36 protein-coding genes and 1 tRNA gene are annotated in these 22472 nt (G+C 38.0%); 19 read left to right on the forward strand and 18 right to left on the reverse strand.

Annotation, left to right across the window (positions count from 1 at the left end):
* Nucleotides 1–2: 2 nt before the first annotated feature.
* Genes GY065_RS10360 through GY065_RS10415 form a run of 12 tightly spaced genes read right to left on the reverse strand, consistent with a single transcriptional unit; the run spans nt 3 to nt 4786 of the window.
* Complete coding sequence (locus tag GY065_RS10360; protein ID WP_174834063.1) at nt 3–602, reverse strand: DUF1367 family protein; 600 nt, start codon at nt 600–602, stop codon at nt 3–5.
* Nucleotides 603–604: 2 nt separating this feature from the next.
* Nucleotides 605–952 carry a DUF1064 domain-containing protein gene (locus tag GY065_RS10365; RefSeq protein ID WP_078474682.1) on the reverse strand — a complete coding sequence of 116 codons (348 nt, stop codon included), beginning with the start codon at nt 950–952 and terminating at the stop codon, nt 605–607.
* On the reverse strand, nt 882–1235 hold the full coding sequence (locus GY065_RS10370) for a hypothetical protein (RefSeq protein WP_174834064.1): 354 nt from the start codon (nt 1233–1235) through the stop codon (nt 882–884). Before GY065_RS10370 ends, GY065_RS10365 begins: the two co-directional genes overlap by 71 nt.
* Nucleotides 1225–1740, reverse strand: a complete 516-nt coding sequence (locus tag GY065_RS10375) for a DNA N-6-adenine-methyltransferase (protein WP_174834065.1) — start codon at nt 1738–1740, stop codon at nt 1225–1227. The genes GY065_RS10370 and GY065_RS10375 overlap by 11 nt, the downstream gene beginning before the upstream one ends.
* Nucleotides 1737–1988, reverse strand: a complete 252-nt coding sequence (locus GY065_RS10380; protein ID WP_174834066.1) for a hypothetical protein — start codon at nt 1986–1988, stop codon at nt 1737–1739. Before GY065_RS10380 ends, GY065_RS10375 begins: the two co-directional genes overlap by 4 nt.
* Nucleotides 1985–2287 carry a hypothetical protein gene (locus GY065_RS10385; RefSeq protein ID WP_174834067.1) on the reverse strand — a complete coding sequence of 101 codons (303 nt, stop codon included), beginning with the start codon at nt 2285–2287 and terminating at the stop codon, nt 1985–1987. The genes GY065_RS10380 and GY065_RS10385 overlap by 4 nt, the downstream gene beginning before the upstream one ends.
* Nucleotides 2284–2502: a hypothetical protein gene (locus GY065_RS10390; protein ID WP_174834068.1), complete on the reverse strand. Its 219-nt coding sequence runs from the start codon at nt 2500–2502 to the stop codon at nt 2284–2286. Before GY065_RS10390 ends, GY065_RS10385 begins: the two co-directional genes overlap by 4 nt.
* Nucleotides 2499–2768, reverse strand: coding sequence for a hypothetical protein (locus GY065_RS10395; protein ID WP_174834069.1), 270 nt, complete (start codon nt 2766–2768; stop codon nt 2499–2501). Before GY065_RS10395 ends, GY065_RS10390 begins: the two co-directional genes overlap by 4 nt.
* Nucleotides 2761–3576 carry an ATP-binding protein gene (locus GY065_RS10400; RefSeq protein WP_174834070.1) on the reverse strand — a complete coding sequence of 272 codons (816 nt, stop codon included), beginning with the start codon at nt 3574–3576 and terminating at the stop codon, nt 2761–2763. The genes GY065_RS10395 and GY065_RS10400 overlap by 8 nt, the downstream gene beginning before the upstream one ends.
* Complete coding sequence (locus GY065_RS10405) at nt 3567–4337, reverse strand: helix-turn-helix domain-containing protein (protein ID WP_174834071.1); 771 nt, start codon at nt 4335–4337, stop codon at nt 3567–3569. The genes GY065_RS10400 and GY065_RS10405 overlap by 10 nt, the downstream gene beginning before the upstream one ends.
* A 14-nt stretch (nt 4338–4351) precedes the next feature.
* Nucleotides 4352–4555, reverse strand: a complete 204-nt coding sequence (locus GY065_RS13640; protein ID WP_174834072.1) for a helix-turn-helix domain-containing protein — start codon at nt 4553–4555, stop codon at nt 4352–4354.
* 9 nt (nt 4556–4564) lie between these two features.
* Nucleotides 4565–4786: a YdaS family helix-turn-helix protein gene (locus GY065_RS10415; RefSeq protein WP_100126564.1), complete on the reverse strand. Its 222-nt coding sequence runs from the start codon at nt 4784–4786 to the stop codon at nt 4565–4567.
* 159 nt (nt 4787–4945) lie between these two features.
* Here GY065_RS10415 and GY065_RS10420 point away from each other — a divergent pair, with 159 nt between their 5' ends.
* The 16 genes from GY065_RS10420 (at nt 4946) to GY065_RS10495 (ending at nt 14486) form a co-directional block, all read left to right on the forward strand.
* Nucleotides 4946–5680 (forward strand): helix-turn-helix transcriptional regulator, encoded by a 735-nt coding sequence (locus GY065_RS10420; RefSeq protein WP_174834073.1) that lies wholly within the window; start codon nt 4946–4948, stop codon nt 5678–5680.
* Between the two features lie 110 nt (nt 5681–5790).
* Nucleotides 5791–6531 carry a S24 family peptidase gene (locus GY065_RS10425; RefSeq protein WP_025331438.1) on the forward strand — a complete coding sequence of 247 codons (741 nt, stop codon included), beginning with the start codon at nt 5791–5793 and terminating at the stop codon, nt 6529–6531.
* Nucleotides 6532–7010: 479 nt separating this feature from the next.
* Nucleotides 7011–7229, forward strand: a complete 219-nt coding sequence (locus GY065_RS10430; RefSeq protein WP_174834074.1) for a hypothetical protein — start codon at nt 7011–7013, stop codon at nt 7227–7229.
* A 131-nt stretch (nt 7230–7360) separates the two neighbouring features.
* Nucleotides 7361–7711 (forward strand): hypothetical protein, encoded by a 351-nt coding sequence (locus GY065_RS10435; RefSeq protein WP_174834075.1) that lies wholly within the window; start codon nt 7361–7363, stop codon nt 7709–7711.
* Between the two features lie 16 nt (nt 7712–7727).
* Nucleotides 7728–8171 (forward strand): hypothetical protein, encoded by a 444-nt coding sequence (locus GY065_RS10440; protein WP_174834076.1) that lies wholly within the window; start codon nt 7728–7730, stop codon nt 8169–8171.
* Nucleotides 8172–8293: 122 nt separating this feature from the next.
* Nucleotides 8294–8611, forward strand: a complete 318-nt coding sequence (locus tag GY065_RS10445; protein ID WP_174834077.1) for a hypothetical protein — start codon at nt 8294–8296, stop codon at nt 8609–8611.
* Between the two features lie 37 nt (nt 8612–8648).
* Nucleotides 8649–8879 (forward strand): hypothetical protein, encoded by a 231-nt coding sequence (locus GY065_RS10450; protein WP_174834078.1) that lies wholly within the window; start codon nt 8649–8651, stop codon nt 8877–8879.
* 67 nt (nt 8880–8946) lie between these two features.
* A complete protein-coding gene (locus GY065_RS10455) occupies nt 8947–9858 on the forward strand; it encodes a recombination-associated protein RdgC (RefSeq protein ID WP_174834079.1) in 912 nt (303 codons plus the stop codon).
* A 68-nt stretch (nt 9859–9926) separates the two neighbouring features.
* On the forward strand, nt 9927–10697 hold the full coding sequence (bet, locus tag GY065_RS10460) for a phage recombination protein Bet (RefSeq protein ID WP_174834080.1): 771 nt from the start codon (nt 9927–9929) through the stop codon (nt 10695–10697).
* Nucleotides 10678–11295, forward strand: coding sequence for a lambda exonuclease family protein (locus GY065_RS10465; RefSeq protein WP_244621523.1), 618 nt, complete (start codon nt 10678–10680; stop codon nt 11293–11295). Before bet ends, GY065_RS10465 begins: the two co-directional genes overlap by 20 nt.
* Entirely contained in the window at nt 11296–11763 is a 468-nt protein-coding gene (locus GY065_RS10470) for a single-stranded DNA-binding protein (protein ID WP_174834081.1), read from the forward strand. It begins immediately after the preceding gene.
* Nucleotides 11764–11821: 58 nt separating this feature from the next.
* Nucleotides 11822–12124 (forward strand): hypothetical protein, encoded by a 303-nt coding sequence (locus GY065_RS10475; RefSeq protein ID WP_174834082.1) that lies wholly within the window; start codon nt 11822–11824, stop codon nt 12122–12124.
* Between the two features lie 363 nt (nt 12125–12487).
* Entirely contained in the window at nt 12488–13054 is a 567-nt protein-coding gene (gene dcd / locus GY065_RS10480) for a dCTP deaminase (protein ID WP_174834083.1), read from the forward strand.
* Between the two features lie 141 nt (nt 13055–13195).
* Complete coding sequence (locus GY065_RS10485; protein WP_174834084.1) at nt 13196–13645, forward strand: hypothetical protein; 450 nt, start codon at nt 13196–13198, stop codon at nt 13643–13645.
* Nucleotides 13646–13672: 27 nt separating this feature from the next.
* Nucleotides 13673–14128, forward strand: coding sequence for a hypothetical protein (locus tag GY065_RS10490; RefSeq protein WP_174834085.1), 456 nt, complete (start codon nt 13673–13675; stop codon nt 14126–14128).
* Nucleotides 14129–14216: 88 nt separating this feature from the next.
* On the forward strand, nt 14217–14486 hold the full coding sequence (locus tag GY065_RS10495) for a hypothetical protein (RefSeq protein WP_174834086.1): 270 nt from the start codon (nt 14217–14219) through the stop codon (nt 14484–14486).
* On the opposite strand, the gene GY065_RS10500 is transcribed toward GY065_RS10495, so the two are convergent.
* The 5 genes from GY065_RS10500 to GY065_RS10520 all read right to left on the reverse strand — a co-directional run bounded on the left by GY065_RS10500 (nt 14475) and on the right by GY065_RS10520 (nt 17757).
* A complete protein-coding gene (locus GY065_RS10500) occupies nt 14475–15464 on the reverse strand; it encodes a site-specific integrase (protein ID WP_174834087.1) in 990 nt (329 codons plus the stop codon). The genes GY065_RS10495 and GY065_RS10500 overlap by 12 nt on opposite strands.
* Nucleotides 15465–15599: 135 nt before the next feature.
* Nucleotides 15600–15685: transfer RNA gene (locus GY065_RS10505), tRNA-Leu, on the reverse strand.
* 20 nt (nt 15686–15705) lie between these two features.
* Complete coding sequence (secG, locus tag GY065_RS10510; RefSeq protein ID WP_174834088.1) at nt 15706–16068, reverse strand: preprotein translocase subunit SecG; 363 nt, start codon at nt 16066–16068, stop codon at nt 15706–15708.
* 14 nt (nt 16069–16082) lie between these two features.
* Nucleotides 16083–16838, reverse strand: coding sequence for a triose-phosphate isomerase (gene tpiA, locus GY065_RS10515; RefSeq protein ID WP_174834089.1), 756 nt, complete (start codon nt 16836–16838; stop codon nt 16083–16085).
* A 406-nt stretch (nt 16839–17244) separates the two neighbouring features.
* Nucleotides 17245–17757, reverse strand: a complete 513-nt coding sequence (locus GY065_RS10520) for a hypothetical protein (RefSeq protein ID WP_202984082.1) — start codon at nt 17755–17757, stop codon at nt 17245–17247.
* A 1214-nt stretch (nt 17758–18971) separates the two neighbouring features.
* On the opposite strand from GY065_RS10520, the gene GY065_RS10525 reads away from it, so the two are divergent.
* The 3 genes from GY065_RS10525 to GY065_RS10535 all read left to right on the forward strand — a co-directional run bounded on the left by GY065_RS10525 (nt 18972) and on the right by GY065_RS10535 (nt 21309).
* Nucleotides 18972–19628 carry a protein-L-isoaspartate O-methyltransferase gene (locus tag GY065_RS10525; RefSeq protein WP_174834090.1) on the forward strand — a complete coding sequence of 219 codons (657 nt, stop codon included), beginning with the start codon at nt 18972–18974 and terminating at the stop codon, nt 19626–19628.
* A gap of 337 nt (nt 19629–19965) precedes the next feature.
* The gene (locus GY065_RS10530) at nt 19966–20193 is read left to right on the forward strand and encodes a ChaB family protein (RefSeq protein WP_174834091.1); all 228 of its coding nucleotides are present in this window, start codon (nt 19966–19968) and stop codon (nt 20191–20193) included.
* A 792-nt stretch (nt 20194–20985) separates the two neighbouring features.
* On the forward strand, nt 20986–21309 hold the full coding sequence (locus GY065_RS10535) for a rhodanese-like domain-containing protein (RefSeq protein ID WP_174834092.1): 324 nt from the start codon (nt 20986–20988) through the stop codon (nt 21307–21309).
* Nucleotides 21310–21404: 95 nt separating this feature from the next.
* On the opposite strand, the gene GY065_RS10540 is transcribed toward GY065_RS10535, so the two are convergent.
* Complete coding sequence (locus GY065_RS10540) at nt 21405–22298, reverse strand: DMT family transporter (protein WP_174834093.1); 894 nt, start codon at nt 22296–22298, stop codon at nt 21405–21407.
* Nucleotides 22299–22472: the final 174 nt, after the last annotated feature.

The following is a 22472-nucleotide window of genomic DNA, read 5'->3' on the forward strand; positions in this document are numbered from 1 at the left end:
GATTAATTCCCTAAAGATAAAAGCTGATCAATAGCCTGCTGTGCCTCATCTTTACTGGAGAAGCGGTTGCATAGAATCATGTTCCAGCAAACAGTGAAACAGGCTTTATAAAAGGCGTTAAACTCGTCCTGGTCCATACTGGCAAAACTGATTGATTTAGGTTCTTTCACCACACCAGCCGGTGTTACGCAAATATTAAAATGTCCGGCTTCAATAGTTAGCCAGCGACGAAATGAATCAATGTCTTTGTCTATAACGGGTAGTTTTTCGGCGCGCTTTTTAGCCAGTAAGTTAAGTGCTTCATCTGCGGCTTTAACAATAATGCCTTTATTACCGGCGAACTTATCCAGCCTCTTTGCTACCCACAGCACTACATCCCGTTCTTTAGGGCTGATAATTCCGCCTGCCGGATGCCAGTAATCAAAAGCCAAAGGCAGTAAGCCGCCAAAGAATAAACGGTGATGAGGCAGACTGCGGGCGTTTTGTTTTGTTACTTGTATCTTTACCGCTTGGCCTACTTTAATTCCTTTGAGCCTGTCGGCATCAATTACTGAAACTGGTCGCAAGCTGTTATCAACTGCCTTAACTGCTACTAATTCCATGATTAAAATTCCTCAATGCTCCAGCCCCCGCCGTTCTTCTTGGCTTGGCGTTTTACCGCAATAAATTTAAGCGGGTACATATCAGCGGCTACTTTGATTTTTACCCTTGCATCATCCTGCCAGAAGCCTTTTACTTCGTGCATTTCCATGGTGCCGTCACTGCGCATCACGCAATAATCCGGTGTGTAAAAGGTGTTATCTGCCAGCCTGAGTTTTACGCCTTCAAACCGGTACCAGCTTATTGATCCGTCCTGCATAGCCGGCTTTAATACTTCCAGCTCATATGCCTGCTCTGTTTTGTTTTTTTGTCCGGTTTTTAATCTTCCAAGTGCGTAAAAATTTTTTGACATCTTTTCTCCAGTATTTGTTTTTCCAGTTTCTTAATTTACGTATCTCTGCTTCAATGTATTTCAGGCTTATATCGATTTCCGCGAGGGCACAGACTTCTTGAAAATTCTTGCTTTTGAAATAACCCATTTCCTGTTCAACCGCCTTATCCAGATCTCTGGAATCGCCTATAGCTTCAGTAGCGTCCTGCAATGCCTGAATAATGACCATTCCCCATAAGGCTCTGCATGCCTGATATTGTTCATAAGGGGATTCAACATAATCATCCGGCTGCTTATTTTTCATTTCTGCCCCCTGCTATCAATTCCAGATGTCCCAGCTCATTTGCGGCTGTCTGTAATGCTGATACGGCAACCTCACCCCAGCCAATTAATACTGAGCCACAGCCCGGACTTGATTTACCCGGATCACCATCCGCATTAACGAAACGAACTCTGCCTTTTAAATACAGAATTGCATCGGCTTTAACCGCATAATCATGAAACCAGCGGCTGTCTGTACGGGAAAATACCAGGGCAATTCCCTGCCGGTGTTCGTGCATGCGCTGCAACCATTTGCCGGTTTCTTTCCCGTACGGCGGATTGAGCCAGACAAGCCCATGCCAGGGTTTTGATAAACCGTCATCTTCTTTGCAGTAAAATTCTCGTGCCGGTATCCACGGTAATCCGCCTTTCGGCGCAGCAGGATCTAAATCAAAATCCAGACTGAGGGTTCTGAACATCCATTCTGGCGTGTACCATTCTTCAGGATTGTTACTGGCGTTTTTTTCATGGGTAAAACCTTTATTCATGCTGCACCTTCGATGTCTTTTCTCGGCTTATTATTTCGGGCTTCCCACTCTTCGCGCTTTATTCTCAGATCTTCGGCTATAGGCTCAAATTTGTTGTTTGCACATTCTCTGTGACCGGGGAAATAGTGCCATTTTTCATCATGGGCACAAATGCCAAATCCGAGTGCCGCCATTTCGTGGGGGACATATTCGCCTTTATTATTTTTTTCTCTCAGTATCCAGTGATGACATGCTATACAGGTATTCATATAACCACCTGCCTTGGATTCTCTCCCTTAAGCACCGCATCAATTTCATTTAAATACTTCTGAATAACAGCAAATTTAATATCGACTTCGGCGAGAAAATCAGTGAGCTCAGCGATCTTTTTTTTAAATTCTTCAATATCCGTATCATCGGTAACGATATCTTTGAATTCATTAAATGCCGTCTTTATGCCCTTAAAATATGCAGCCTGCACTAATGCTATCCATTGAGCACCCTGATAATCTTCGATAGACAAGAAGTGCTCGATTTTTTCCGATGTCCCAAACAAATCAGCATTCATCTCTTTCCCTTTTTGTCCTGATTTTCTAAAGCTTTAGCCCCAATAAGAATGATAGGAATTGGGAAAATCCATATCAGCGAAAGAACTAAAAATGAAGACAAATATTGCAATGCAATATAGAAATTTTTCGCCGTAGCTCTAATGTCGTTTAACATGCCCTTAGTCATAGAAAACAACCACACATGCGCTGCCTCTTTGATATATTTAATTTTCATTTTTTACCTCTACGCTTCTCAACATCCCGAATGAATGCTTTCATAGCCTTTTTATTTTTATTTTTCTTCATTCCGCACCAAATAATTGGAATTGCCAAAAACGGGAAAAACAGGATAAATATCAAGATAACAGGAGCAAATACACCATTGGCTTCTATAAATCCTTTAAAGTTTATGATTCCATCCCAGATAGGCTTAAATATTGCCTTTAGCGTGTCCACCCATATAAATACCCACGCCAAGAAAGCTAGTTTTAAGTTAGCCACGATGTGATCCCCAGTGAAAAACAAGCACCTCTCCGCCACCCTCTTTTAACCGGTCAAAGATTCGCTGACCAAGTGCTTCTCTGACCTGTGCCTGATTAAGGTTGCTGATAACAATGGTTGATTTCATGTTCTGATAACGGGCATTAAAAACATCAAACAACGCACGGCTTTCTGCGTCTGAGCCAGATTGAATGCCTACCTCGTCAACTATCAGCAGGTCATAATTTCCAAAGGCTTCGATAACTTCCGTTTCTGAATATTTGGCGTTATAGCCTTTCGATTCTCTGACTAGTCTGTTGATTTCTGAAACACTGGTAAATCTTGCTGTACCGCAATATTTTTTAATGACATGTGAAGCCACCGCGCAGGCAAGATGAGATTTTCCGGTGCCTGTATCTCCAATCATTACGATACAGCGTCCAGAATGCTCCTGAGATGGTTTAAATTCCTCAGAAAAGGCAACAACACGGTTGAATACCTCTTCTTGCTTAGCGTTACCTTCGCTCAATTGATAATTATCGAACGTTTTGTCTTGAAAACGTTTTGGAATACCAGAATTGCCTAGAAGCTCATCAATCCGCCTACTTTTACGTTTTTCCTCTTCTTCCATCCGCTTAGTATTTTCATCTTCAATTCGCTTTTTTTCGCTATCACGTTCGCAATCAGGGCATTTAGTTATCCTGCCGTTCTTGTATGTTGTTTGTATATATTCGCCATGAATGCTGCATAGGGCTGTATTTTTCCCAGTCTCAACAAACTGCGGGAAATTAGCCATCATTTTGCTTACTTGTGTTAAACCTACAGCCATGCCTGTACTCCTCCCTCCGTATGCTTCGGAATGTCTTTAACGCTTGGCTTGGTTGATTGAGTTTGATTATGGCTTTCGAATAACCACGAAGCAGAAAACCCTTGCCAGTTTCTTTCTATGCATATGCGTAAAGCATTCTCAAGCGTTAACCCAGCCTTATTCGCTTCTCGTAGGATTCCCTCTAACGCCGTTTGAGTGAGAGGTGCATTTTTTGCTTTGCGTATAGCAATAAAATCACTGGCAATCTGTTCATCTATGCCTTCAGCAATAAGCATGTTTAAACTTTCATCCCATCTCACCCGTTTTTTGTTTTGCGAGGTGGGTTTATATATTGATGGTTCTAATTGATGGTTAATTGATGGTTCTTCTTTAAAGGAATGTGCAGAATTTGCACATAACTCTGTCGTATTTTGCACATTGGTAGGTGCAGAATTTGCATGTGCAAAATTTGCATGTGCAGATTCTGCATGTGCAGAATTTTCACATTGGCTTTTATAATTATCCAAATTGATTGTGTATGAGTTACTCTGTCTGCTACCTGCTTTTTGCCTGCGTTCAGATGTTAAAATACCGCAGCTTTCAAGCCGCTTAATTTGATTAATTACAGAGCGATAACTCATGCTGCATTTGCTTGCCAGAAATGCCTGGCTTGGATAGCAAACGCCATCATCATTCGCATGGTCGCACAAGGCTAATAAAACCAGCTTTTCACCTTGTGATAAATCCAGTTCCCATGCCTTGGACATTAATTTAATACTCATATTTCACCTTTAACTTAAACAAGGCGATAACTGGCATACCGCTTTTTTGTATGCTCATCTGTAATTAGCCTTGAATTGATCTGGTAACCTAGTTGTCGTAAATCGTAGATACGCGCACCCAGTCTCAGGCAATTAAATTTGCGCAAGGCTTCTAAGGGCGTTAAAGCGTTACCCGCCTGTAGGTATTTCAGAATTTGTTCTGATTGAGAATCCATCATTAATCCTTTTTAATCAGCTAATTCAGGCCAGAACTTGGCGTAATCTAACGGGCGCAAATCTTTTCTTGTCACTATCCCATTGGTGTATTGCTCAATAGCTACCGCTTTTTGCGGAGGAACTGCTTTTCTTCCATTTGCAATCATCGTTATAAATCCAGGACTTGTATTTAAAGCTCTTGCCATATTGGTACTTCGACCACGCTCTTGAGAAAGATAGGATTTCAGTTCCATTTATACCTCGCAGTTTAATATAAATATACTATAGGTTCAAATAATAATGATTTTTTTAATAAAAGTAAACTATTGGTATAAACAAAAGAAAATAAAATCCTAGATGTTTATCAATGGTAAACAATGTATAATTTGCCCTTTTAATTAAATGGATTACAAATGGATAATAGAACTAAACGACTTTTATATTTAATTGAACGGGATTTCGAAGGAAGCCAGACTAAATTTGCAAGAGCAATCAATAGATCTAATGCTCAAGTAAATGCACTAGTAAAAGAACGCAAGCCAATTGGAGATGCATTAGCGTTAAACATAGAAAAAACACTTAATCTTGGTATCGGCTGGTTTGATATTCCTATTGAAAAGATTGAAAACCAAGAAACACAAATTGAAAATGTAACTAATTCAAACAGTACCGCTAATTCACAGTCGTCTATTGGATTAATTGAATCAGCTGATACAACTATCCCGTTAGATAAAACTGAAGTTGAATTACCCCTTTATACTGATATTCGACTTAAAACTAAAAATGGCTTTACAGAAAATATTCAGAATTACAACAATCAAAAATTGCGGTTTTCACGTCTTACACTTAGCAAAAATAATATTAATCCGTCGTGTGCTATTTGTATTTTGGCAGATGGTAATAGTATGGCTCCCGCAATTCCTAATGGTGCGACCGTCGGTATAAATTGCGAGGATAAGATTCTTCGCGATGATATACTGTACGCTATAAATCATAATGGACTTTTGAAAATTAGAATTTTAAGAAAAAAATCCAGTAACAGCGTTTTACTCCAAAGTTACAACACCAACGCTTACCCTGATGAAGAAGTTAACCTGGAAGATATCAGTATAATTGGTCGTGTTTTTTGGTGGTCTGCATTTATTTAGTTAACTGTTATTAATTTTTGTATCACCTCGAAAATAAACTTATTGTATACATATTTTCACCGTATTAGTTTTTATACTCCGCTTTCAGGCATGATTTTGAAAGCAATTCAATGAAAACGATACAGGAAACATATGCAGAGCGACTGGAAATGCTGGTGCAAAGATACGGGCAAACCAAGTTGGCAGAGGTTATTAATTCACATGCTGTTTTAATACAAGACTGGATTAATAGTTTAAAAACAGATGACGAAAATAGGATATCTTGGCATCAGGTAACAAAGTCAATCAGACAAATCGAACAACTGCTAGGGTTTGAGCGCGGGTGGTTTGATCAGCCAGTACAGGAAGGTGAGTTTATTAAATATTCTATTCAATCAGAACTGACCAAAATACCTGCTTATCAGGTTAAGCAAGAGCATGATGCAGCAGAGTCCGTGCAATTTCGGTTATTAGATATTGAGAAGCACTTACTTTATAAATCCTCGGATATAAATAACCAGAGTATTAAACTCTTAGACATAGATCGAAATTGGGCGGTTACACACCTTCTTGGTTTGAAACTAGATGATATTGCCCTTGTTACGGTTTTTGGCGATAACATGTTTCCTACACTGAATGAAAGCGATGTTTTATTTGTAGATACTTCAATAAAAGAATTTATTAATGATGGCGTATATCTGTTATCAGGTTCATCAAATATCAGGATAAGAAGATTACAAAGGGTTTTCGATGAAATACATATTATCAATGATAATGATAAATACTCGAATCAAAAAATAGCAGTTAAAGATAAAGTAGATTTACAAGTATTGGCTAAAGTAACAAGAGTTTGGTCTTTACGCCGCTTCTAAAAATATTTTTCTTTCAAAAAAGTGCAACCTTTTAGGGTGCGCTTTTTTTATGTGTATTAAAAATTAAACCTAAAAGGATTTTTCTTAAAAATCAATTGAATATTAATTAATTTGTGAAAAATCCACCACAGTATTTTCTTAAATAGTAGCAAATCTGGTACAAAACCAATGTAAAAATTTAAACCTTTAGACTATTTTTTATTGCACTTTTATTTACCTTAGGTATAATTAAACCATCGAACAAACACAGACACCGATGACCTCAGTATGAAAAAGAACTGGGGAAAGGAAGCAAAAGGAAATACAGGCAAGGTCGCCACGCTTCATAAGTTGATAGCAAAATGTATTGTTTATTGATCTTTTTAATGAGTTTAAAAATCGTAGCGCATTTATTAATGGTAAGTGCGCTTTAGTTTTTAAACTTGTAGCAGTCAATTTAAACACTGCTATCACTTAGATATATTTGAAAGGAGTTAGTTATGTTGGAAGTTACTAAGCAGCCTAAGGAAGAGATTAAATATCCGGTAGCTCGCAGAGATCCGGATTATGGATTTATTGTTCTGTTTTTTTCTGAAACCAATGGGGTTGTTATTTCTACTAAAGATGATGTGTACAAAATCGGCGATACGTCACTTAATTGGTCATCTTGTAACAATAGTGAAGATTGGGAACCAGTAGATATCACAATTACAGGCTAAGACAATCCCATTATCAATAATACAAAATCACACTAAGCAATCCAGAAAAGCCCAAAAATCGCAGCGCATTCAATTAGTAAATTGAGTGCGTTTTAGTTTTTGAGCTTATAAAAATCAAAGGAGTAAGAAAAATGTTACAAGTTTATAGTAATGAAAATATCACCAACCCAGAACCTGTCGGATACTTGAAAATGATGCAGTATGAAGAAGATTTGCAACGAGCAAGTGACGCAGCCGAAGAAAAAAAACAAGAAATACTGGAAAAGCTTGAAGACGATGAACTGATAGATATCGCAGGGGAAGCTTTTGGTGAATTATTTAGCACAAAATATTCTGATGAAGCGGACAAGCTTATAAATTGGATAGTTAAGGCACTTGTATTGGGCTATCATAAAGATATGACAGTAAGACTGCTATTAAGCCATCTGTCATTAGAAGCAGAAAAAATAGTAACTGATTATATTTTAACGCATGCTAATTAAAGCAAAAGGAATTGAAATGACTGGACAAGTTAATTATTTAGTAGAGGCTCCTAAGTTAGGGCAAGAATATTATTGTTTGTTTGTTATGAAAGGACCATATTATGCACTTTTTAAGTGGAGAGGTACAGATTCTGAAAAAAAATGGCTTGTCATTCATAGAGTTTATCCAACTGAACCGGATATTCAAAGAGCTGCTGAATTTCTAAATAACTTCCTTATATCGCATAAAGAACAATTAAACTATTTGACATCTGAACCTGAGCCCGGAACCGAAGTATGGTATGACATGAATATGGGTGGCAAACAGTTTGACACCGAATCGATAAATTTTGACCCTAAAGATGATTCCCACCAAAAATTATTTAAAAATGTATATTTTTTTAGAACTCGTGAGGACTTAAAAAAAGCCATAAATTTAATAACTGAAGCCTTAGAAGAGGAATACAAAAAAGCTCACTAAACAGTGGGCTTTAATTTCGAGCCTAAGCTAATCAATCCAAGCACATTTAAACAAGTGTGCTTGTGTGGATTAGTAGACATGCCAGCATTAGCTGGCTTTTTTATTAGCTATAGAGGTGATATATGTTTGCTGTATATGGAAAATCATTACAAAAAGAAAGAGCCAGAAAGTATAGATGTTGCAAATACAAAATATCAGATGAAACAGCAATGCGGGCGTTTAAGAAAGATACTGGAGCGTATCAGATATCTCCAGAGTTTTCATCTGAAGAACAGTGTTTAGAGTTTATTGAATTAGCAAAATCGGACCCAGAGGTCAGGTGTTTATACATTGCTAAATTAGACAGAGTGAAAAACGAAAAAGGCCAAGTCATTATCAATGAAAAAACAGACAAACCAAAGATGAAATACTTCCGATTTAAAGATATCCCTACTCAATAATTTAACCCATGTAACAGCAACAATGAGGGAGTAGTACATGATTAAAAATTCTATAACTGCATTTATTGCAGTTTTTTTAATGTCTGCTTCTCTTTCAGTATCCCCTGCTTTGTCTGATAAGGAGCAATTAGAGATGCAGCGCAGTTATACGACCAGACAGATGCAGCAGAAAGAATACCAGGCAGATATGGAAGTAAAACGGTTAGCTGATGCATATGCGCGGATGAATGATAGCGAACGCATGAAAGGTGATGCAGAGCTTAAATAATTTTAGGTGACGATTGTTGATATTCTTACCCAGCTAAAAGCTGGCTTTATTATTGCGAGAAAACAATATGAATAATCCATATTTTAGGCAGTTAAGTTTATATATTCTAAACAAAGACAAAATGCCAGATTTAAAAATACTGACAGAAAAATTACCAGAAGTCGCCTTTGAGCCATGCATGGGATTAGATTGGGACAGCATTGGTTTCGCTAGCCCTGTATCGTTTAGCTCAGATATAGTGTTTCCGGCTCAGAATACATGGCGCATTGCGTTAAAAAAAGAAGAGAAAGTATTACCGTCAGCCGTGGTGCGGGATATTCTTGACGAAAAAATTAATGAGATTCGTGAAACTGAGGGACGGAATGTCGGGCGCAAGGAGAAGATAGAACTGAAAGAAACTATCACCGATGATTTGTTGCCGCGCGCTTTTACCAAAAGCAGTAAAACCGAAGCTGTTATGGATGCTAAGTATGGTTTTTTAATGATTAATCAGGCTAGTAGCGTTCGCGCTGAAATACTGCTCACGAAATTACGTGAGGCACTAGGCGGACTAGAGGCGAAGCAGCCGCGCACTAAGCAATCTCCTGGCAGTCTGATAACCGAATGGTTATTACGAGGTAGCGCGGCAGGACATTTTGAGCTGGACAGTGATTGTGAGCTTAAGGGATTAGGTGATGCTGCACCGGTAGTTAAAATCAGTCGTCATGATTTAACCGTTGAAGAAATTAACAATTTACTCAGAAGCGGCAAAATTGTTACTCAATTAGGTTTAACTTGGCAGGATAGAGTCCGTTTTGTTCTCACACAGAATTTCACTCTGAAACGCATTCAGTTTCTGGATGTAATACAAGAAGAGGCAGCATCACAGGGAGATGATATAGAAAGTCTCACGTTTACTTCACAAATATTGATGGCAGAGGCATTAAGCGAGCTAATCACAGAATTAATCGATCATTTAGGCGGTTTAATCCCAGAATAAATTATCAGAAATTTTAACCAGTCCTAAAGCTCATTGATTAAATGGGCTTTAATTTATGGAGCTTTAAAATGAGTACACAATTAGTTGCATTAGCAAATAATTTAGCTAAATCGTTTGATTTAGCAGATGGACAAGGCTTGATTGAAACATTGAAAAAAACAGCCTTTAAAGGTGCTGTAACTGATGAACAAATGGCTGCATTATTAATTGTTGCTAATCAATATAAATTAAATCCATGGACTTCTGAAATCTATGCATTCCCAAGTAACGGTGGCATTACTCCGGTTGTAGGTGTTGATGGATGGGCTCGTATTATTAATGCTAACCCACAATTTGACGGGATGGATTTTGAACAAGATACAGAAAGCTGTACATGCCGCATTTACCGTAAAGATCGTACACACCCTGTTTCTGTTACAGAATTCATGGACGAGTGTAAACGCAATACACAGCCTTGGAAATCACACCCAAAAAGAATGTTACGGCATAAAGCGATGATTCAGGCGGCACGTTTGGCTTTCGGCTTTGCCGGTATTTATGATGAAGACGAAGCAGAAAGAATCAAGGATGCTAAAGAAGGAGTTAAACCTGATGAGTTAAACCCTTTCAGAGGTGATATAGATAATCCGGATCGGGATAAATTGATTAAAGAGGCAGAAATTATTGCACAAAAAGGTGATATTGATTTACTCCGTAATCACTTTAAATCATTAGATAAAGCATCACGAAATATCATAGGCAGTGATGAAATGCTTCGTCTTTCAGATATTGCAAAAGAAATTGCTGATCGAACAATTGAGGCGGATGCAATGGAGGTTAATGATGGAACAACGAACTGATGAATGGTTTGAAGCTCGCCTTGGTAAAGTAACAGCCAGTCGGATTTATGATGTTCTAAGTAAAACCAAATCCGGTTACAGTGCTACACGTAAAAACTATATGGCTCAGTTATTATGCGAACGTCTAACAAGCAATAGAGAAGAGAGCTTTAAAACTGCGGCTATGCAAAGAGGTAACGACATTGAGCCAAAAGCACGTGCAAGATATATGCTGGAAACTGGTGAGTTAGTTGAAGAAACAGGATTTATTAACCACCCTACTATCAATATGTCTGGCGCTTCACCAGACGGGCTAGTTGGGGATGATGGGCTTATTGAAATCAAATGTCCTAACACTGCAACACATTTGGAATTTTTACGTACTAAAAAACCTAAACCAGAATATTTATTACAAATGCTTTGGCAAATGGCTTGTACAGGCCGGAAATGGTGTGATTTTGTTTCATATGATGACAGGGTTCCGGAACATTTATCTTTTCAGATGGTGCGCATCAATCGTGATGATGAACGAATTAAGGAGATTGAAGAAGAAGTGCAAAAATTTTTGCATGAACTTGATGAACAAATTGATGAGCTGGAAATTGTTATGGAGGCATAAATGTCAGTTAACAAGGTAATTCTAGTTGGTCGCCTTGGGCGCGACCCTGAAACACGATATATACCCAATGGCGACGCTATAACGAATTTCTCGCTAGCTACTGACGAACAATGGCGTGACCGTAATGGAGAACGCCAGACACGTACAGAGTGGCATAACGTATCCCTGTACGGCAAACTGGGCGAAATAGCTAACCAGTACCTGAGAAAAGGTAGCCAAGTGTTTATTGAGGGAAAAATACAGAGCCGTAAATATACCGATAAAGATGGTATCGAACGCATGGCATACAATATTATCGGCAATGAAATGAAAATGCTGGGCAATCGTAATGATGGTTCTGATTCTGGCAATAATAATGCTGCACCGCCTACATCGAACCCACCACCAGAGGCGCCACGCCGGCAACCACCTCAACAAACACCAACAACTGCACCTATAGATGATATCGATGACGATATCCCGTTTTAAATAATACAGATAAGACATAGCCAGCACCTAGCTGGCTTTTATTTTGGAGGATTCAAAGATGGCTATTGATAATAGAAAAGAGCGAATTGTACAGAAATTAATTAATGAGGAAGAATTAACGAGAGAAGAAATTATCTTTTTACTTGAAAATTTTAAGGAAGTTAGTAAGCAAGAAATTAATGAAAATTATACCTATCACACTATTACCGCCTCTATTCTAGAAGTAGGTGAAGATTTATATTATGAAGTAGCTTGGCGTTTTTCACGATGGAAGCGCATTCCGCATGAGTTTTATTCACAACCTATCAGAGTTAAAAAGACTCCGGAAAAAAGAGACGTTTACAGGCCTTATGATGATTAACTATTAAATTGAAACTAGCTATTAGATGATAGGTATCATCATTTTGATGACCCCCGCCAATCTAACTAAAATACAAAGGGTAACATGTCGACCTTTATTCAAATTATTAATATATTAAATGATAATCTATTATACATTGGACTAATAATAATTAGTCCTGCTATTTATCGTCTTGTTTATAGTCTTACACTCTTTTTAGCAGGAAAATTTATAAAAACCAAAAAAGATGTTGTGATTGAATATTATCAGGATAAGGAACTCAAAAGAGTAATCACACTCAATCCGGACACGACGAAAAAACCTGAACCAGATAAACAATAAATAGCCAGCTAATAGCTGGCTTTATAATTTAAAGGATATGAAATGAGTATTAAGTCAGACAAATGGATACGCCGTATGAGTGAAGAGCACGGCATGATTGAACCGTTTGAACCTAATCAGATTAAACAGCTAAACGGTGAAAAAATCATTTCCTATGGTACTTCCAGCTATGGTTATGATATTCGCTGTGCACACGAATTCAACGTATTTACTAATATCAACAGCACCATTGTTGATCCTAAGAATTTTGATACACGCAATTTTGTAACTGTTGAAGATGATTTCTGCATTATTCCGCCAAACTCGTTTACTTTGGCACGTACTGTGGAATATTTTCGTATCCCGCGTAATGTTCTGACTGTGTGTCTGGGTAAATCTACTTATGCACGTTGCGGTATTATCGTTAATGTCACGCCATTTGAACCTGAATGGGAAGGCTATGTAACTCTGGAATTTTCCAATACCACGCCATTACCGGCAAAGATTTATGCTAATGAGGGTGTGGCACAGGTATTGTTTTTTGAAAGTGATGAAGAGTGCGCTACTTCTTATAAGGATCGTGCCGGAAAATATATGGGTCAAGATGGTGTAACACTTCCAAGAATCTAAATCGTGCAAGTAATTAGCACGGGACCGGAATTCCGCCTTTTTTCGGCTTGAAATATATAAATATTTTATTAATCAATATATTAAATCTAAAATATTCCGGACCACTTCCGGTTTTTTTATATCTGTATCACGGAGTAAACAATGGAAACAAATAGACAAACTGTTATCTTATTCAGAACAAAAAATACTGATTTTATTTATGAAACATTAAACGATTATGTATTTGATTCAAAAGCTGAGGATATTCTTGAGGCAGTTGAATATGATAAATTTACAAAATTTCCCTTCTCAGCCGCCGAGATTATTGATAAGGCAAACGATTATTTATATGAAGAGGGTTACACTTATGAAGCTGATTACTATACAGAGCTCGTAACCCCAGAAGAAATAGAAGTATTACAAAAAGTCTTAGATTCAATAGCTAAAAACCACACCAAAGATCCTTTGCTCATAAAGGAACGCACTGTACATACTCCAATAGCCATACGGCAAGAAGATATAGATTACTTTAATGAAACAAAAAAACTTAGTAACCGTTTAAAAGAATGGCTAAGCGAAGTAAAGGAAATTAGTCAAAACCTAAACCGCTAAATAGCGGCTTTTTTAATGGAGATTATCATGATTGACAATTATAAAAATGAACCGGATAAATATTTATATAGTCTTGTGGACGACGATGGTCATGTAGATATAGCTAATTTTCGTACTTCTATAAAAGAAGTAATTCAAGCTAATCGGGAGGATATACTGGATATCTTGTTGCTAAATTCGGATTCGGATCTTATTATTGTAGTTCATAAAAGAGGAAAATTAATTTTACCTAGTGAACGTGGGTATTTTACTGAAGGAAGAGTATTTAATATACTTCAACAGGCGAATCAATTTGGATTAGACAGCCACCGTGTTTGCAACACTGATATATTTTCAAAGCTCCCCTATCAAAAGATAAAAGAATTAACTAATTATATCAATGATTTTTTAGATAAAAACATAGATAACAAGGATTTTTATAGAGTAGGAGAGCGTGTCCAAAACATTACCTTAACAAAAGACGAATATATTAAATATCTATGAACCAAGCCGCTAAATAGCGGCTTTTTAATTAAGCATTATTAATGAACACGTCCCAGCAATAGCTGGTTTTTTATTAGCAGGTGACAAAATGCAAACCACACAAAATGATATAAGTGACTTTTTTACTACACTTTTAAACAAGCTAGACGCGCTCATTAATGCCCAGCATGATAATAGCAATTTATGGAATGCGGAGAGATGTGCGCAATACTTTTCCTGTTCAGTTGGTCACTTCAAAAGCCGCATTGCTTGTAAACCTGATTTTCCGCCACCTGTTAAAGTTAATAAAACCGCCTACTCTCTATGGATTCCAACAGAGGTAAAGGCTTATGCTAAGCGTAAACAATTAATCAAGTAAATCGGCCAGATTAGCTGCGTCTGGAGCATAATATGTATTTAGCAGAATCTTTATATCTCTATGCCCAGAAATTTTGGCTAAATCCATCACATTAACCTTTTTCGACATTCTTGTAAGTGCTTCGCGCCGGGAATCATGAAAATGTAAATCTGAAATTCCGCAAGAATCACGGGCACGCCGGAATAACGTACTTAATGAATCAGCACCAAGGTTAAACACAGAAAACAAATTAACAGATTTAAGTTGATAAAGTAGCTTTATTGCTTTTTTGGATAGCGGGACATCGCGAGAATAACCATTCTTTGTTACCTCCAAATGCGCAACTCGTCGATTAAAATCTATATCATCCCAGACCAGACTGCATAACTCGTTTGCGCGCATAGCTGTTTCAATTGCGAACAAAAAAGCCAATGCAACACGCTGCATTGTTAATTTTGGCGGTGTATCTTCGTCATACATGCACCACATACAGATACGGTTTATTTCTTCCTCTGTTGGTCGCCGGGTGCGTGCCTTGTTTGAAGGTGGACGGGTTATTTTAGTAGCTGGATTATCGCTGATCAGATTCCATTCTTTCATCGCATATTTAAATACACTAGAAATAGTAGTTAATTCGCGAGCAACGCTAGGAGATTGAACCTGTTTCAGACGATCATCACGCCATTGTGCAACGTGAACAGGCATAAGCTCCGAAGCAAGGACATTAGCTAAATCTGTTTTTAAAACCAAATTAAGTCTGATTGTCTCGCTTTTACGTCCGCGCTTTGATGGTGTTACTTCCTGCATATAGCGTCTGATGAGGTCGCCGACTGTAATATTTTTAGGAGTAATTCCCAGGCGGCGGTTATTGATATCTGATTCAGCTTGTGCTGCCCACTCTCGCGCCTCTGCTTTAGAGGTAAACGTTTTGGTTATTTCTTTGCCTTTAATGCGAACACGTGCTGTAAATTTTTGCCCACGTTTGAAGATAGAAGCCATAGGATTAAAGAAACTGAATTAGGAGGGCGTACCATAACCCAAATCAATCACATTTAAAAGTTACTATATAAAAAAAGGGGATTGTCACAAATTTGTCACAATCCCTTTGTAAGTTATTATTTCTAATAACGTATATGGTGCCGACAACGAGAATCGAACTCGTACGACCTGAGGTCACCACCCCCTCAAGATGGCGTGTCTACCAATTTCACCATGTCGGCAATTAACTTGTAAAAACTGCTTATTCCGGTATCAGCGGTTTTTGTGCCGGTTTTGCTGGTACTACCGGCGTACTGGCCGGTGTAGCAGACGGAACCACTACCTGTTGCTGAGGCTTCACATCACTAAAATCCAGCCCGCTATGCCGGTGTGTGGAAATATAACCTAATGCCAGACAGGTAGCAAAAAATACAGTGGCTGCAATCGCGGTGCTGCGGCTAAGAAAATTTGCATTGCCAGCTGCACCAAAAACACCCTGAGCACTACCGGAACCAAATGCCGCACCCGCATCAGCACCTTTGCCCTGCTGCATCAGCACCAGCACAATGACACTCAGCGCCGCGAAAATATTCACGATTAAAATAAGGGTTTTAAATGCTTCCATGATATCAACTTTTATCAAGCAGGCGCATATGCAGCCTGAATAACAGCGGCAAAACTGTCAGCCTGCAATGAGGCACCGCCAACCAGAGCACCGTCAACATGTGACACAGCCAGAATTTCAGCCGCGTTGCCCGCATTGACACTACCGCCATAAAGGACGCGGATTTTAACATCTTTACCACATAAAGACAAGATTTGCCGGTAAATTAACTCATGCATGGCGGCAATCTGTTCTGTAACCGGAACTTTCCCCGTCCCTATAGCCCATACCGGCTCATATGCCACCGCTACTTCACTCAGACCTGCCTCTGCCAGCAATGACAACTGTGCAGCTACTACCTGCTCTTCCTGTCCGGCTTCCCGTTCGGCAAGTGTTTCGCCGACACACAAAATAGGCAGCAATCCTGCTGCAATACTGTTCTGCATCTTTTCCAGCAGAATAGTATTATCTTCCTGAAAATACTGTCTGCGCTCCGAGTGTCCGACCAGCACAAACTGTGCTCCGACATCAGCCAGCATCTGTGCACTTACTTCACCGGTAAAAGCACCATTGACTGCAAACTGGCTGACATCTTCCGCCCCTACTGCCAGTGCTGTATTGGCAGCAAATTCTTTGATATCGGCAAGATAAACATTCGGGGCGGCAACACCACAATATACCCGTTCCGCAGCTGCGTTTACTGGTTGAAGCAATCCTTGCAGCAACGTGCGGTTAGCCGCATTACTGCCGTTCATTTTCCAATTGCCTATTACCCACTTTTGCTGCCACATATATTTTCCCTTATGACAAATAACCTGCCAAACTGAACCATATAGTTATGACAAGAATCTACTATTTTACGCCACAAATTAGCTTCAGCTTCAAAATGGCGGCATTGTAACGGAAAATCACCATCTTTGCCCTACGATTACTCAGAATTAATCATACATACCTAAAGAATATTTTTTATATGTCAGCAGACACTCTCCATTTTAAATTATGCATAGATTTATTTATCAATCTGAGTTGCTTTTGTTTCAGATCTCCTTTGAAATGAATTTCATATTACAAAACAAATAGTTTTACACTTCGGCTATCTGTATATTGTCATTAATATCAATATTATTAATTAACAGAGCTTAGTTTATACAAATAAAAACATGAACAGAACAGGTTGCGTATTGATGCTGATACTTATCATCGCATCAGAGGTTCAATACCAATCCATTTTTTTTTCGGATGATAGCAAAGCTTCAATGGCGGAACAGTGACTTTCTGTCCTTCAATATCAAACTCACCAAGATAGATGGTCCATTGAGTATTTGCATATTTGTCGGAAATTTTAAAGACCTCATATACTGAACCATAGTCATGATTATTGGTAATCCTGGGCACATTGCGGTGTACTTCATCACTATTGATGTTATAAGGTGAAGCTCTTCTAGGGTGTTCCCCATCACGCCCGGGGAAATCGTAAGGACGTGTTTTTGTCCCAAGAAAAACTTCGGGGCGTGCGCTAATGAGCTTGCCGTCACCCTGGTCAATATAGGCTTTACGAGTATCAAGCATAATGGATACAGGTGGCAGCCCTTTGCTCCCGGGCCGTGAAGGACGCTGCCGCCCCTGATTATAAGCAATCAATTGAACATAAAATTCCGATATCGCCTCAGGTCCTGTTTCATAAGATTGAGGGCTTCGTTTTCTAGACATATTAATAACAGGAATCGCATGGTCATAGAGATAAGTTTTAAGAACAATTTTTTGCTTTCCGCTTGGGCTGTCGACATTAAATGTATAATCACTTTGACAAAGGTCGATATAACCTTGTCTTTCCCGTGGATAAGGAATACATCCGCCCAGCAGAGTAACGATTAGTGCGACAGTACTGCACCATTTAAAATGTCTTGATAATGACATACTCCCCTCCTGAATAAAAAATCCCGAATGATGATCCGGATCAGTATAGCTTTCTTTTTCAGCATACTCATAGCAAACTCCTGATTTGATTACATTCTGGCAAAGAAAACTATAAGTTCGAGTCTGAGTAATACACACAATGCATATATGTATTTAAGCTAATTAGGCAATTTAAAGCCTCTTCCCCAACATTTTTAAGTTAATTGTATCCGTTGTGCTTAAGATACTTTTAGTCGAATCTGTTTATATCAGTTAGTTTATCTTCCAGAAAATCTCACAGAGTTTAAAAACAGCCATTCTGAAAGCCAGATTTGTTTTTAATCTGTTATGCAATTTCATTGTTTATCTATATTTTTAACATTTTATTTAAAAGGAGTAAAATTCTATCTTTTCTCAATAAAATCAGGATTATTAAATTGCTCCGACAGAAGTGCTGCAATCAGTATCTTATTACAGGAAAACCACCCCGGCACATCAAAAATAATATATAAATAATTATCTGCTTATTATGTGTCAGTGTTATCACTATTAGACTTAATTTAAATCTGGTTAGCATTACAATCAGTATATTTAGTTTATTTTTATTTATATTCCGCTTTCAACCAATTACCACTACCTTACTTAATCAAATCATACCCATAAACTAAAGAGGAGCCATCTATCTTTATATTTACCTGCCTGTTTGGCTGACGGCGGCACCGGTAAATATTTGTGTGAGATTATCTATAATAAACTGCACTAGAGTAGAACAATTGTGGGGGTGTATGTGTGAAATAAAGTTATGTTATTTTTTATCATGCCTGAAAAAGCACTGGCCACGATTCTGTCTGATTACTCATTATCTGAATAACAGAATTGATTAACAATACTCTATTGTCGCATCGTAAATAGTTTTATAATCAACTTAAACGATATTCGTATACAATAGTCTAATAACAGAGCATATTGCTTTTCTGAACCCACTTACTACCCACCCGCCCAGCGGGTATCAGCATTTCGGAGCAGACATGGATTTCAATACCGCCCGCTATAACATGGTTGAGCAGCAAATCCGTCCTTGGGACGTATTAGATTTTGATTTACTGGATGTCCTGTCCGACATTCCGCGTGAACGTTTTGTCCTGCCTCAGCAGCAGGAAGTAGCTTACACAGATCAGGCACTCGGGCTGGCTAACGGTGGCAAAATGCTTGAACCCAAAGTCGTGGCCAGAATGATTCAGGCACTGAAACTTAATCTGACCGATACTGTAGTAGAAATCGGCACAGGCTCCGGCTATGCTACAGCCATACTGGCAAAAATGGCCGGTAAAGTAATCAGTGTTGATATTGATGCTGAACAACAACAGCGCGCACAGCTAATACTTAGTGATATGGACTATACTAATATCAGCTATAAAACCTGTGATGGCTTGGCGGACAAACTCCCCGGCGCACCATTCAGTGCCATTTATGTTGGCGGTTCATTACCAAAACTACCTGATTTATTACTGGATCAGTTGGCAGAGGATGGTCGCATGGTTGCTATTCTCGGTGAAGCGCCGCTAATGCGTGCTATTTTATTTGAACGCCAGAATAATCAGCTTAGAGAAACTGTATTATTTGAAACTGTAGCACCAGCTCTACATAGCTTAGAAATACCTGCACCAAGTCAGTTTAAATTCTGAACAAACTTTAATTCAAAATAAGCAGCGCAATTTATCATTTTGAAAATTGTGCTGCTATCAGTAAAATTCTTTTTTTAAGACAATATATACCTGACAGGCTATCAATAATCATCCGCAAACTTTAATTAATATCAGTATTTAACTGATAAATTTATTTTTCATCTTTTTGTCTGATACCACTTTGAATAGCAATCCCGACAACCATAAGCCGGTATATTGAAAAACAGCAACACATTGTTTTAAAAACTGTAAAATAAAAAAGATATTCCGAAATTTCGAATACTTATTTCATTGCTCTGGTAATATTTAAAATAATTTTATCTTCAGGAGCAGAATCATGTCTTATCAAACACGCGCAGACTTACCGGCAGCAGTAAAACAGGCATTGCCTGAACATGCACAGGATATTTTCAAAGAAGCTTTTAATCACGCAATTCAGGAATATCAGGATCCGAAAAAACGCCGCGATAACAGCGATGCCGAAACCATTGCGTATAAAGTTGCGTGGGCGGCAGTAGAAAAAACTTACCATAAAGGTAAAGATGACAAGTGGCAGCCCAAATAATTTTTGTGATTGTCTTAATACCACCAGCAATAATCTGCAAGAGTAAACGACAAAAAAGCAGCGAAAAACTGTATTTAAGGCAATCAATTTGTTGACTCTATTTTAATTACACTGTCGAGATGCAGGTGTAAGTCTCTTTTCCAAAGCATAGTGTGTATCTCAAATAATAATTATGAGATCACATTTCTTTTACCATCCTGACCGCCAGACTTTTTCCTGCTAGATAAAGCACTAGTCAATATTACATTTCATGTATCAAACCAAAACCTACTCAGGTTTTATCCTCTTTCAGTTATCGTCTGATTACTATCAACCATCACTAGAACAAAGTATAGTGATTATATATATACCATTTAACAAAACATTGTCGTAATTAACGCGGTATAGGCATTACTTTCCTCTAAAACCACATACTGAGATAGTGAATTTCTTATTAGAAATAGGACATACTAAAAAGTCAGACAGAATAAACTGAAAAGAGATAAAACCATGATGGAGTTTCAAAACGGTTTTGTCAGAAACTTTCAAATGAAGATTTTTATCACTATTTTAGCGAGAGCTTTAAATTATGAATGCTGACTCAGTTTAAGACAAAAACAAACGGAAGTTTTTGATTAAACAATATAATCGTAACAATCTAAACGCTTAAATTACTCTTGCTATAGTAAGAAAATACATTGAGGTAGATAAATTATCCAATTTTATGGTTGAATATGTACGAATAGAATCTGAGGAATAAATCAGTTTCTATAATTTAAACCATAAATGACATTTCACACATCAGTTTATAATATGAGCATCCAAACATTGAACGCTGTTCAATTACAGCAATGGCAACAGCAAAATCAGGATTTTGTCTTACTCGACGTTCGGGAAGATAATGAAGTTCAGTATGCAGCCATACCCGGCTCTATACACATTCCGATGAATATGATTCCGTTACGCCAGAATGAATTACCGGATGATAAACCCATCGTCTTATATTGCCACCTTGGTATGCGCAGCATGCAGGTAGCTTTATATCTGCAGGAAGCCGGCTTTGAAAGTCTCTATAATCTCAACGGCGGTATCAATGCATGGTCACATGAAGTAGATGCAAGTGTACCAACCTATTAATTATTAGCATTGACATTTTAAATTGAAAAGCTCCTTAATTCATGGAGCTTTTTTTGGCACAGTAAAATTCTAATTATTATCAGAATACATAGTAATTACTGCTTTTTACTTCTCTTACCCTGTGACAATACCACACCACTTAGTGTCAGCAATGTACCCACAGCAGCAATTAAGTTAAATGGTTCTTTCAAAATAATTACCGCACTGATTATTGTAATAATAGGGACTAAATAAATATAAATACTGATTTTAACAGCCCCGACCAACTTAACTGCATAATTCCATGAAACAAAGCAGATTGCAGAAGCACCTACTCCTAAAAACAGGATATTAAGCATATTAACCGGCTTGTAAAAACGTACTAGTCCCCATTCAAAATTAAATAAATACAATGCAGGCAACATCAGAATCAAACCATAAAAAAAGAAGCGTCTGGTCAGTAAAATAATATTGCAATCAAAACTGCTGCATTTTTTGGTTAAAATCGAATAGCCAGCCCAGAACAGACAGGCTACAACTGCCAGAAAATCACCGAGCGGATTCAGAGAAAGAACAAACTTACCATTAAAACTAATTAAGACCACACCAAAAACTGCCAGCAGACAGCCAATATAAAAACGCAGAGAAGGTGTTTCTGCCTTTAAAAAGAACATCGCTAAAATGGCGGTAAATACCGGAGCCAGACTGGCGATTACCCCCACATTAGAAGCTGTTGTATAAGTTAATGCAATATTCTCACACAAAAAATAGCAGGTGACTCCACAAAAACCGGCAGCCATAAACAAAAGCTCTTTCCTGATGCCCTGCCAGCTCAAAAAATGAGGAGCAAGAATCCACAGAGTAAAGTAACCCAGCATAAATCGGAAAAATAGAATTTCTATAGGTTTAAATTCTGCTAGTAAAACCTTGGTGGAAATATAGGTTGTTCCCCAGATAAATATCGTAAACAACGCAATCAAATGTCCCTGGGCTTTTTTTGACACTAGCATGACCAACCTCATTACTTACACAAATCGAATACAATTTAAATTTTTATTTTCTGAAAGAATAAAGAAAGCACAAATTAGAAAAAATAATTATTATTTTTAATAATATTCAAAGAAATATTTATTTACACCAAAAGATGTAACAAATAGTAAAAAATGCCATATTTATTCGTTGAT

The sequence above is a fragment of the Snodgrassella sp. ESL0323 genome (genome assembly GCF_013346865.1).
Classification (GTDB): domain Bacteria; phylum Pseudomonadota; class Gammaproteobacteria; order Burkholderiales; family Neisseriaceae; genus Snodgrassella; species Snodgrassella alvi.

Coding starts and splice junctions, on each gene's coding strand:
- GY065_RS10525 (WP_174834090.1), top strand. CDS start 18,972: ATGGATTTCAATACCGCCCGCTATAACATGGTTGAGCAGCAAATCCGT.
- GY065_RS10390 (WP_174834068.1), bottom strand. CDS start 2,502: ATGAAAATTAAATATATCAAAGAGGCAGCGCATGTGTGGTTGTTTTCT.
- GY065_RS10440 (WP_174834076.1), top strand. CDS start 7,728: ATGACTGGACAAGTTAATTATTTAGTAGAGGCTCCTAAGTTAGGGCAA.
- GY065_RS10465 (WP_244621523.1), top strand. CDS start 10,678: ATGATGGAACAACGAACTGATGAATGGTTTGAAGCTCGCCTTGGTAAA.
- GY065_RS10495 (WP_174834086.1), top strand. CDS start 14,217: ATGCAAACCACACAAAATGATATAAGTGACTTTTTTACTACACTTTTA.
- GY065_RS10500 (WP_174834087.1), bottom strand. CDS start 15,464: ATGGCTTCTATCTTCAAACGTGGGCAAAAATTTACAGCACGTGTTCGC.
- secG (WP_174834088.1), bottom strand. CDS start 16,068: ATGGAAGCATTTAAAACCCTTATTTTAATCGTGAATATTTTCGCGGCG.
- GY065_RS13640 (WP_174834072.1), bottom strand. CDS start 4,555: ATGATGGATTCTCAATCAGAACAAATTCTGAAATACCTACAGGCGGGT.
- GY065_RS10540 (WP_174834093.1), bottom strand. CDS start 22,298: ATGCTAGTGTCAAAAAAAGCCCAGGGACATTTGATTGCGTTGTTTACG.
- GY065_RS10415 (WP_100126564.1), bottom strand. CDS start 4,786: ATGGAACTGAAATCCTATCTTTCTCAAGAGCGTGGTCGAAGTACCAAT.
- GY065_RS10420 (WP_174834073.1), top strand. CDS start 4,946: ATGGATAATAGAACTAAACGACTTTTATATTTAATTGAACGGGATTTC.
- tpiA (WP_174834089.1), bottom strand. CDS start 16,838: ATGTGGCAGCAAAAGTGGGTAATAGGCAATTGGAAAATGAACGGCAGT.
- GY065_RS10470 (WP_174834081.1), top strand. CDS start 11,296: ATGTCAGTTAACAAGGTAATTCTAGTTGGTCGCCTTGGGCGCGACCCT.
- bet (WP_174834080.1), top strand. CDS start 9,927: ATGAGTACACAATTAGTTGCATTAGCAAATAATTTAGCTAAATCGTTT.
- GY065_RS10435 (WP_174834075.1), top strand. CDS start 7,361: ATGTTACAAGTTTATAGTAATGAAAATATCACCAACCCAGAACCTGTC.
- GY065_RS10455 (WP_174834079.1), top strand. CDS start 8,947: ATGAATAATCCATATTTTAGGCAGTTAAGTTTATATATTCTAAACAAA.
- GY065_RS10485 (WP_174834084.1), top strand. CDS start 13,196: ATGGAAACAAATAGACAAACTGTTATCTTATTCAGAACAAAAAATACT.
- dcd (WP_174834083.1), top strand. CDS start 12,488: ATGAGTATTAAGTCAGACAAATGGATACGCCGTATGAGTGAAGAGCAC.
- GY065_RS10400 (WP_174834070.1), bottom strand. CDS start 3,576: ATGGCTGTAGGTTTAACACAAGTAAGCAAAATGATGGCTAATTTCCCG.
- GY065_RS10535 (WP_174834092.1), top strand. CDS start 20,986: ATGAGCATCCAAACATTGAACGCTGTTCAATTACAGCAATGGCAACAG.
- GY065_RS10425 (WP_025331438.1), top strand. CDS start 5,791: ATGAAAACGATACAGGAAACATATGCAGAGCGACTGGAAATGCTGGTG.
- GY065_RS10520 (WP_202984082.1), bottom strand. CDS start 17,757: ATGTCTAGAAAACGAAGCCCTCAATCTTATGAAACAGGACCTGAGGCG.
- GY065_RS10445 (WP_174834077.1), top strand. CDS start 8,294: ATGTTTGCTGTATATGGAAAATCATTACAAAAAGAAAGAGCCAGAAAG.
- GY065_RS10380 (WP_174834066.1), bottom strand. CDS start 1,988: ATGAATACCTGTATAGCATGTCATCACTGGATACTGAGAGAAAAAAAT.
- GY065_RS10430 (WP_174834074.1), top strand. CDS start 7,011: ATGTTGGAAGTTACTAAGCAGCCTAAGGAAGAGATTAAATATCCGGTA.
- GY065_RS10385 (WP_174834067.1), bottom strand. CDS start 2,287: ATGAATGCTGATTTGTTTGGGACATCGGAAAAAATCGAGCACTTCTTG.
- GY065_RS10360 (WP_174834063.1), bottom strand. CDS start 602: ATGGAATTAGTAGCAGTTAAGGCAGTTGATAACAGCTTGCGACCAGTT.
- GY065_RS10450 (WP_174834078.1), top strand. CDS start 8,649: ATGATTAAAAATTCTATAACTGCATTTATTGCAGTTTTTTTAATGTCT.
- GY065_RS10375 (WP_174834065.1), bottom strand. CDS start 1,740: ATGAATAAAGGTTTTACCCATGAAAAAAACGCCAGTAACAATCCTGAA.
- GY065_RS10405 (WP_174834071.1), bottom strand. CDS start 4,337: ATGAGTATTAAATTAATGTCCAAGGCATGGGAACTGGATTTATCACAA.
- GY065_RS10490 (WP_174834085.1), top strand. CDS start 13,673: ATGATTGACAATTATAAAAATGAACCGGATAAATATTTATATAGTCTT.
- GY065_RS10370 (WP_174834064.1), bottom strand. CDS start 1,235: ATGAAAAATAAGCAGCCGGATGATTATGTTGAATCCCCTTATGAACAA.
- GY065_RS10530 (WP_174834091.1), top strand. CDS start 19,966: ATGTCTTATCAAACACGCGCAGACTTACCGGCAGCAGTAAAACAGGCA.
- GY065_RS10365 (WP_078474682.1), bottom strand. CDS start 952: ATGTCAAAAAATTTTTACGCACTTGGAAGATTAAAAACCGGACAAAAA.
- GY065_RS10475 (WP_174834082.1), top strand. CDS start 11,822: ATGGCTATTGATAATAGAAAAGAGCGAATTGTACAGAAATTAATTAAT.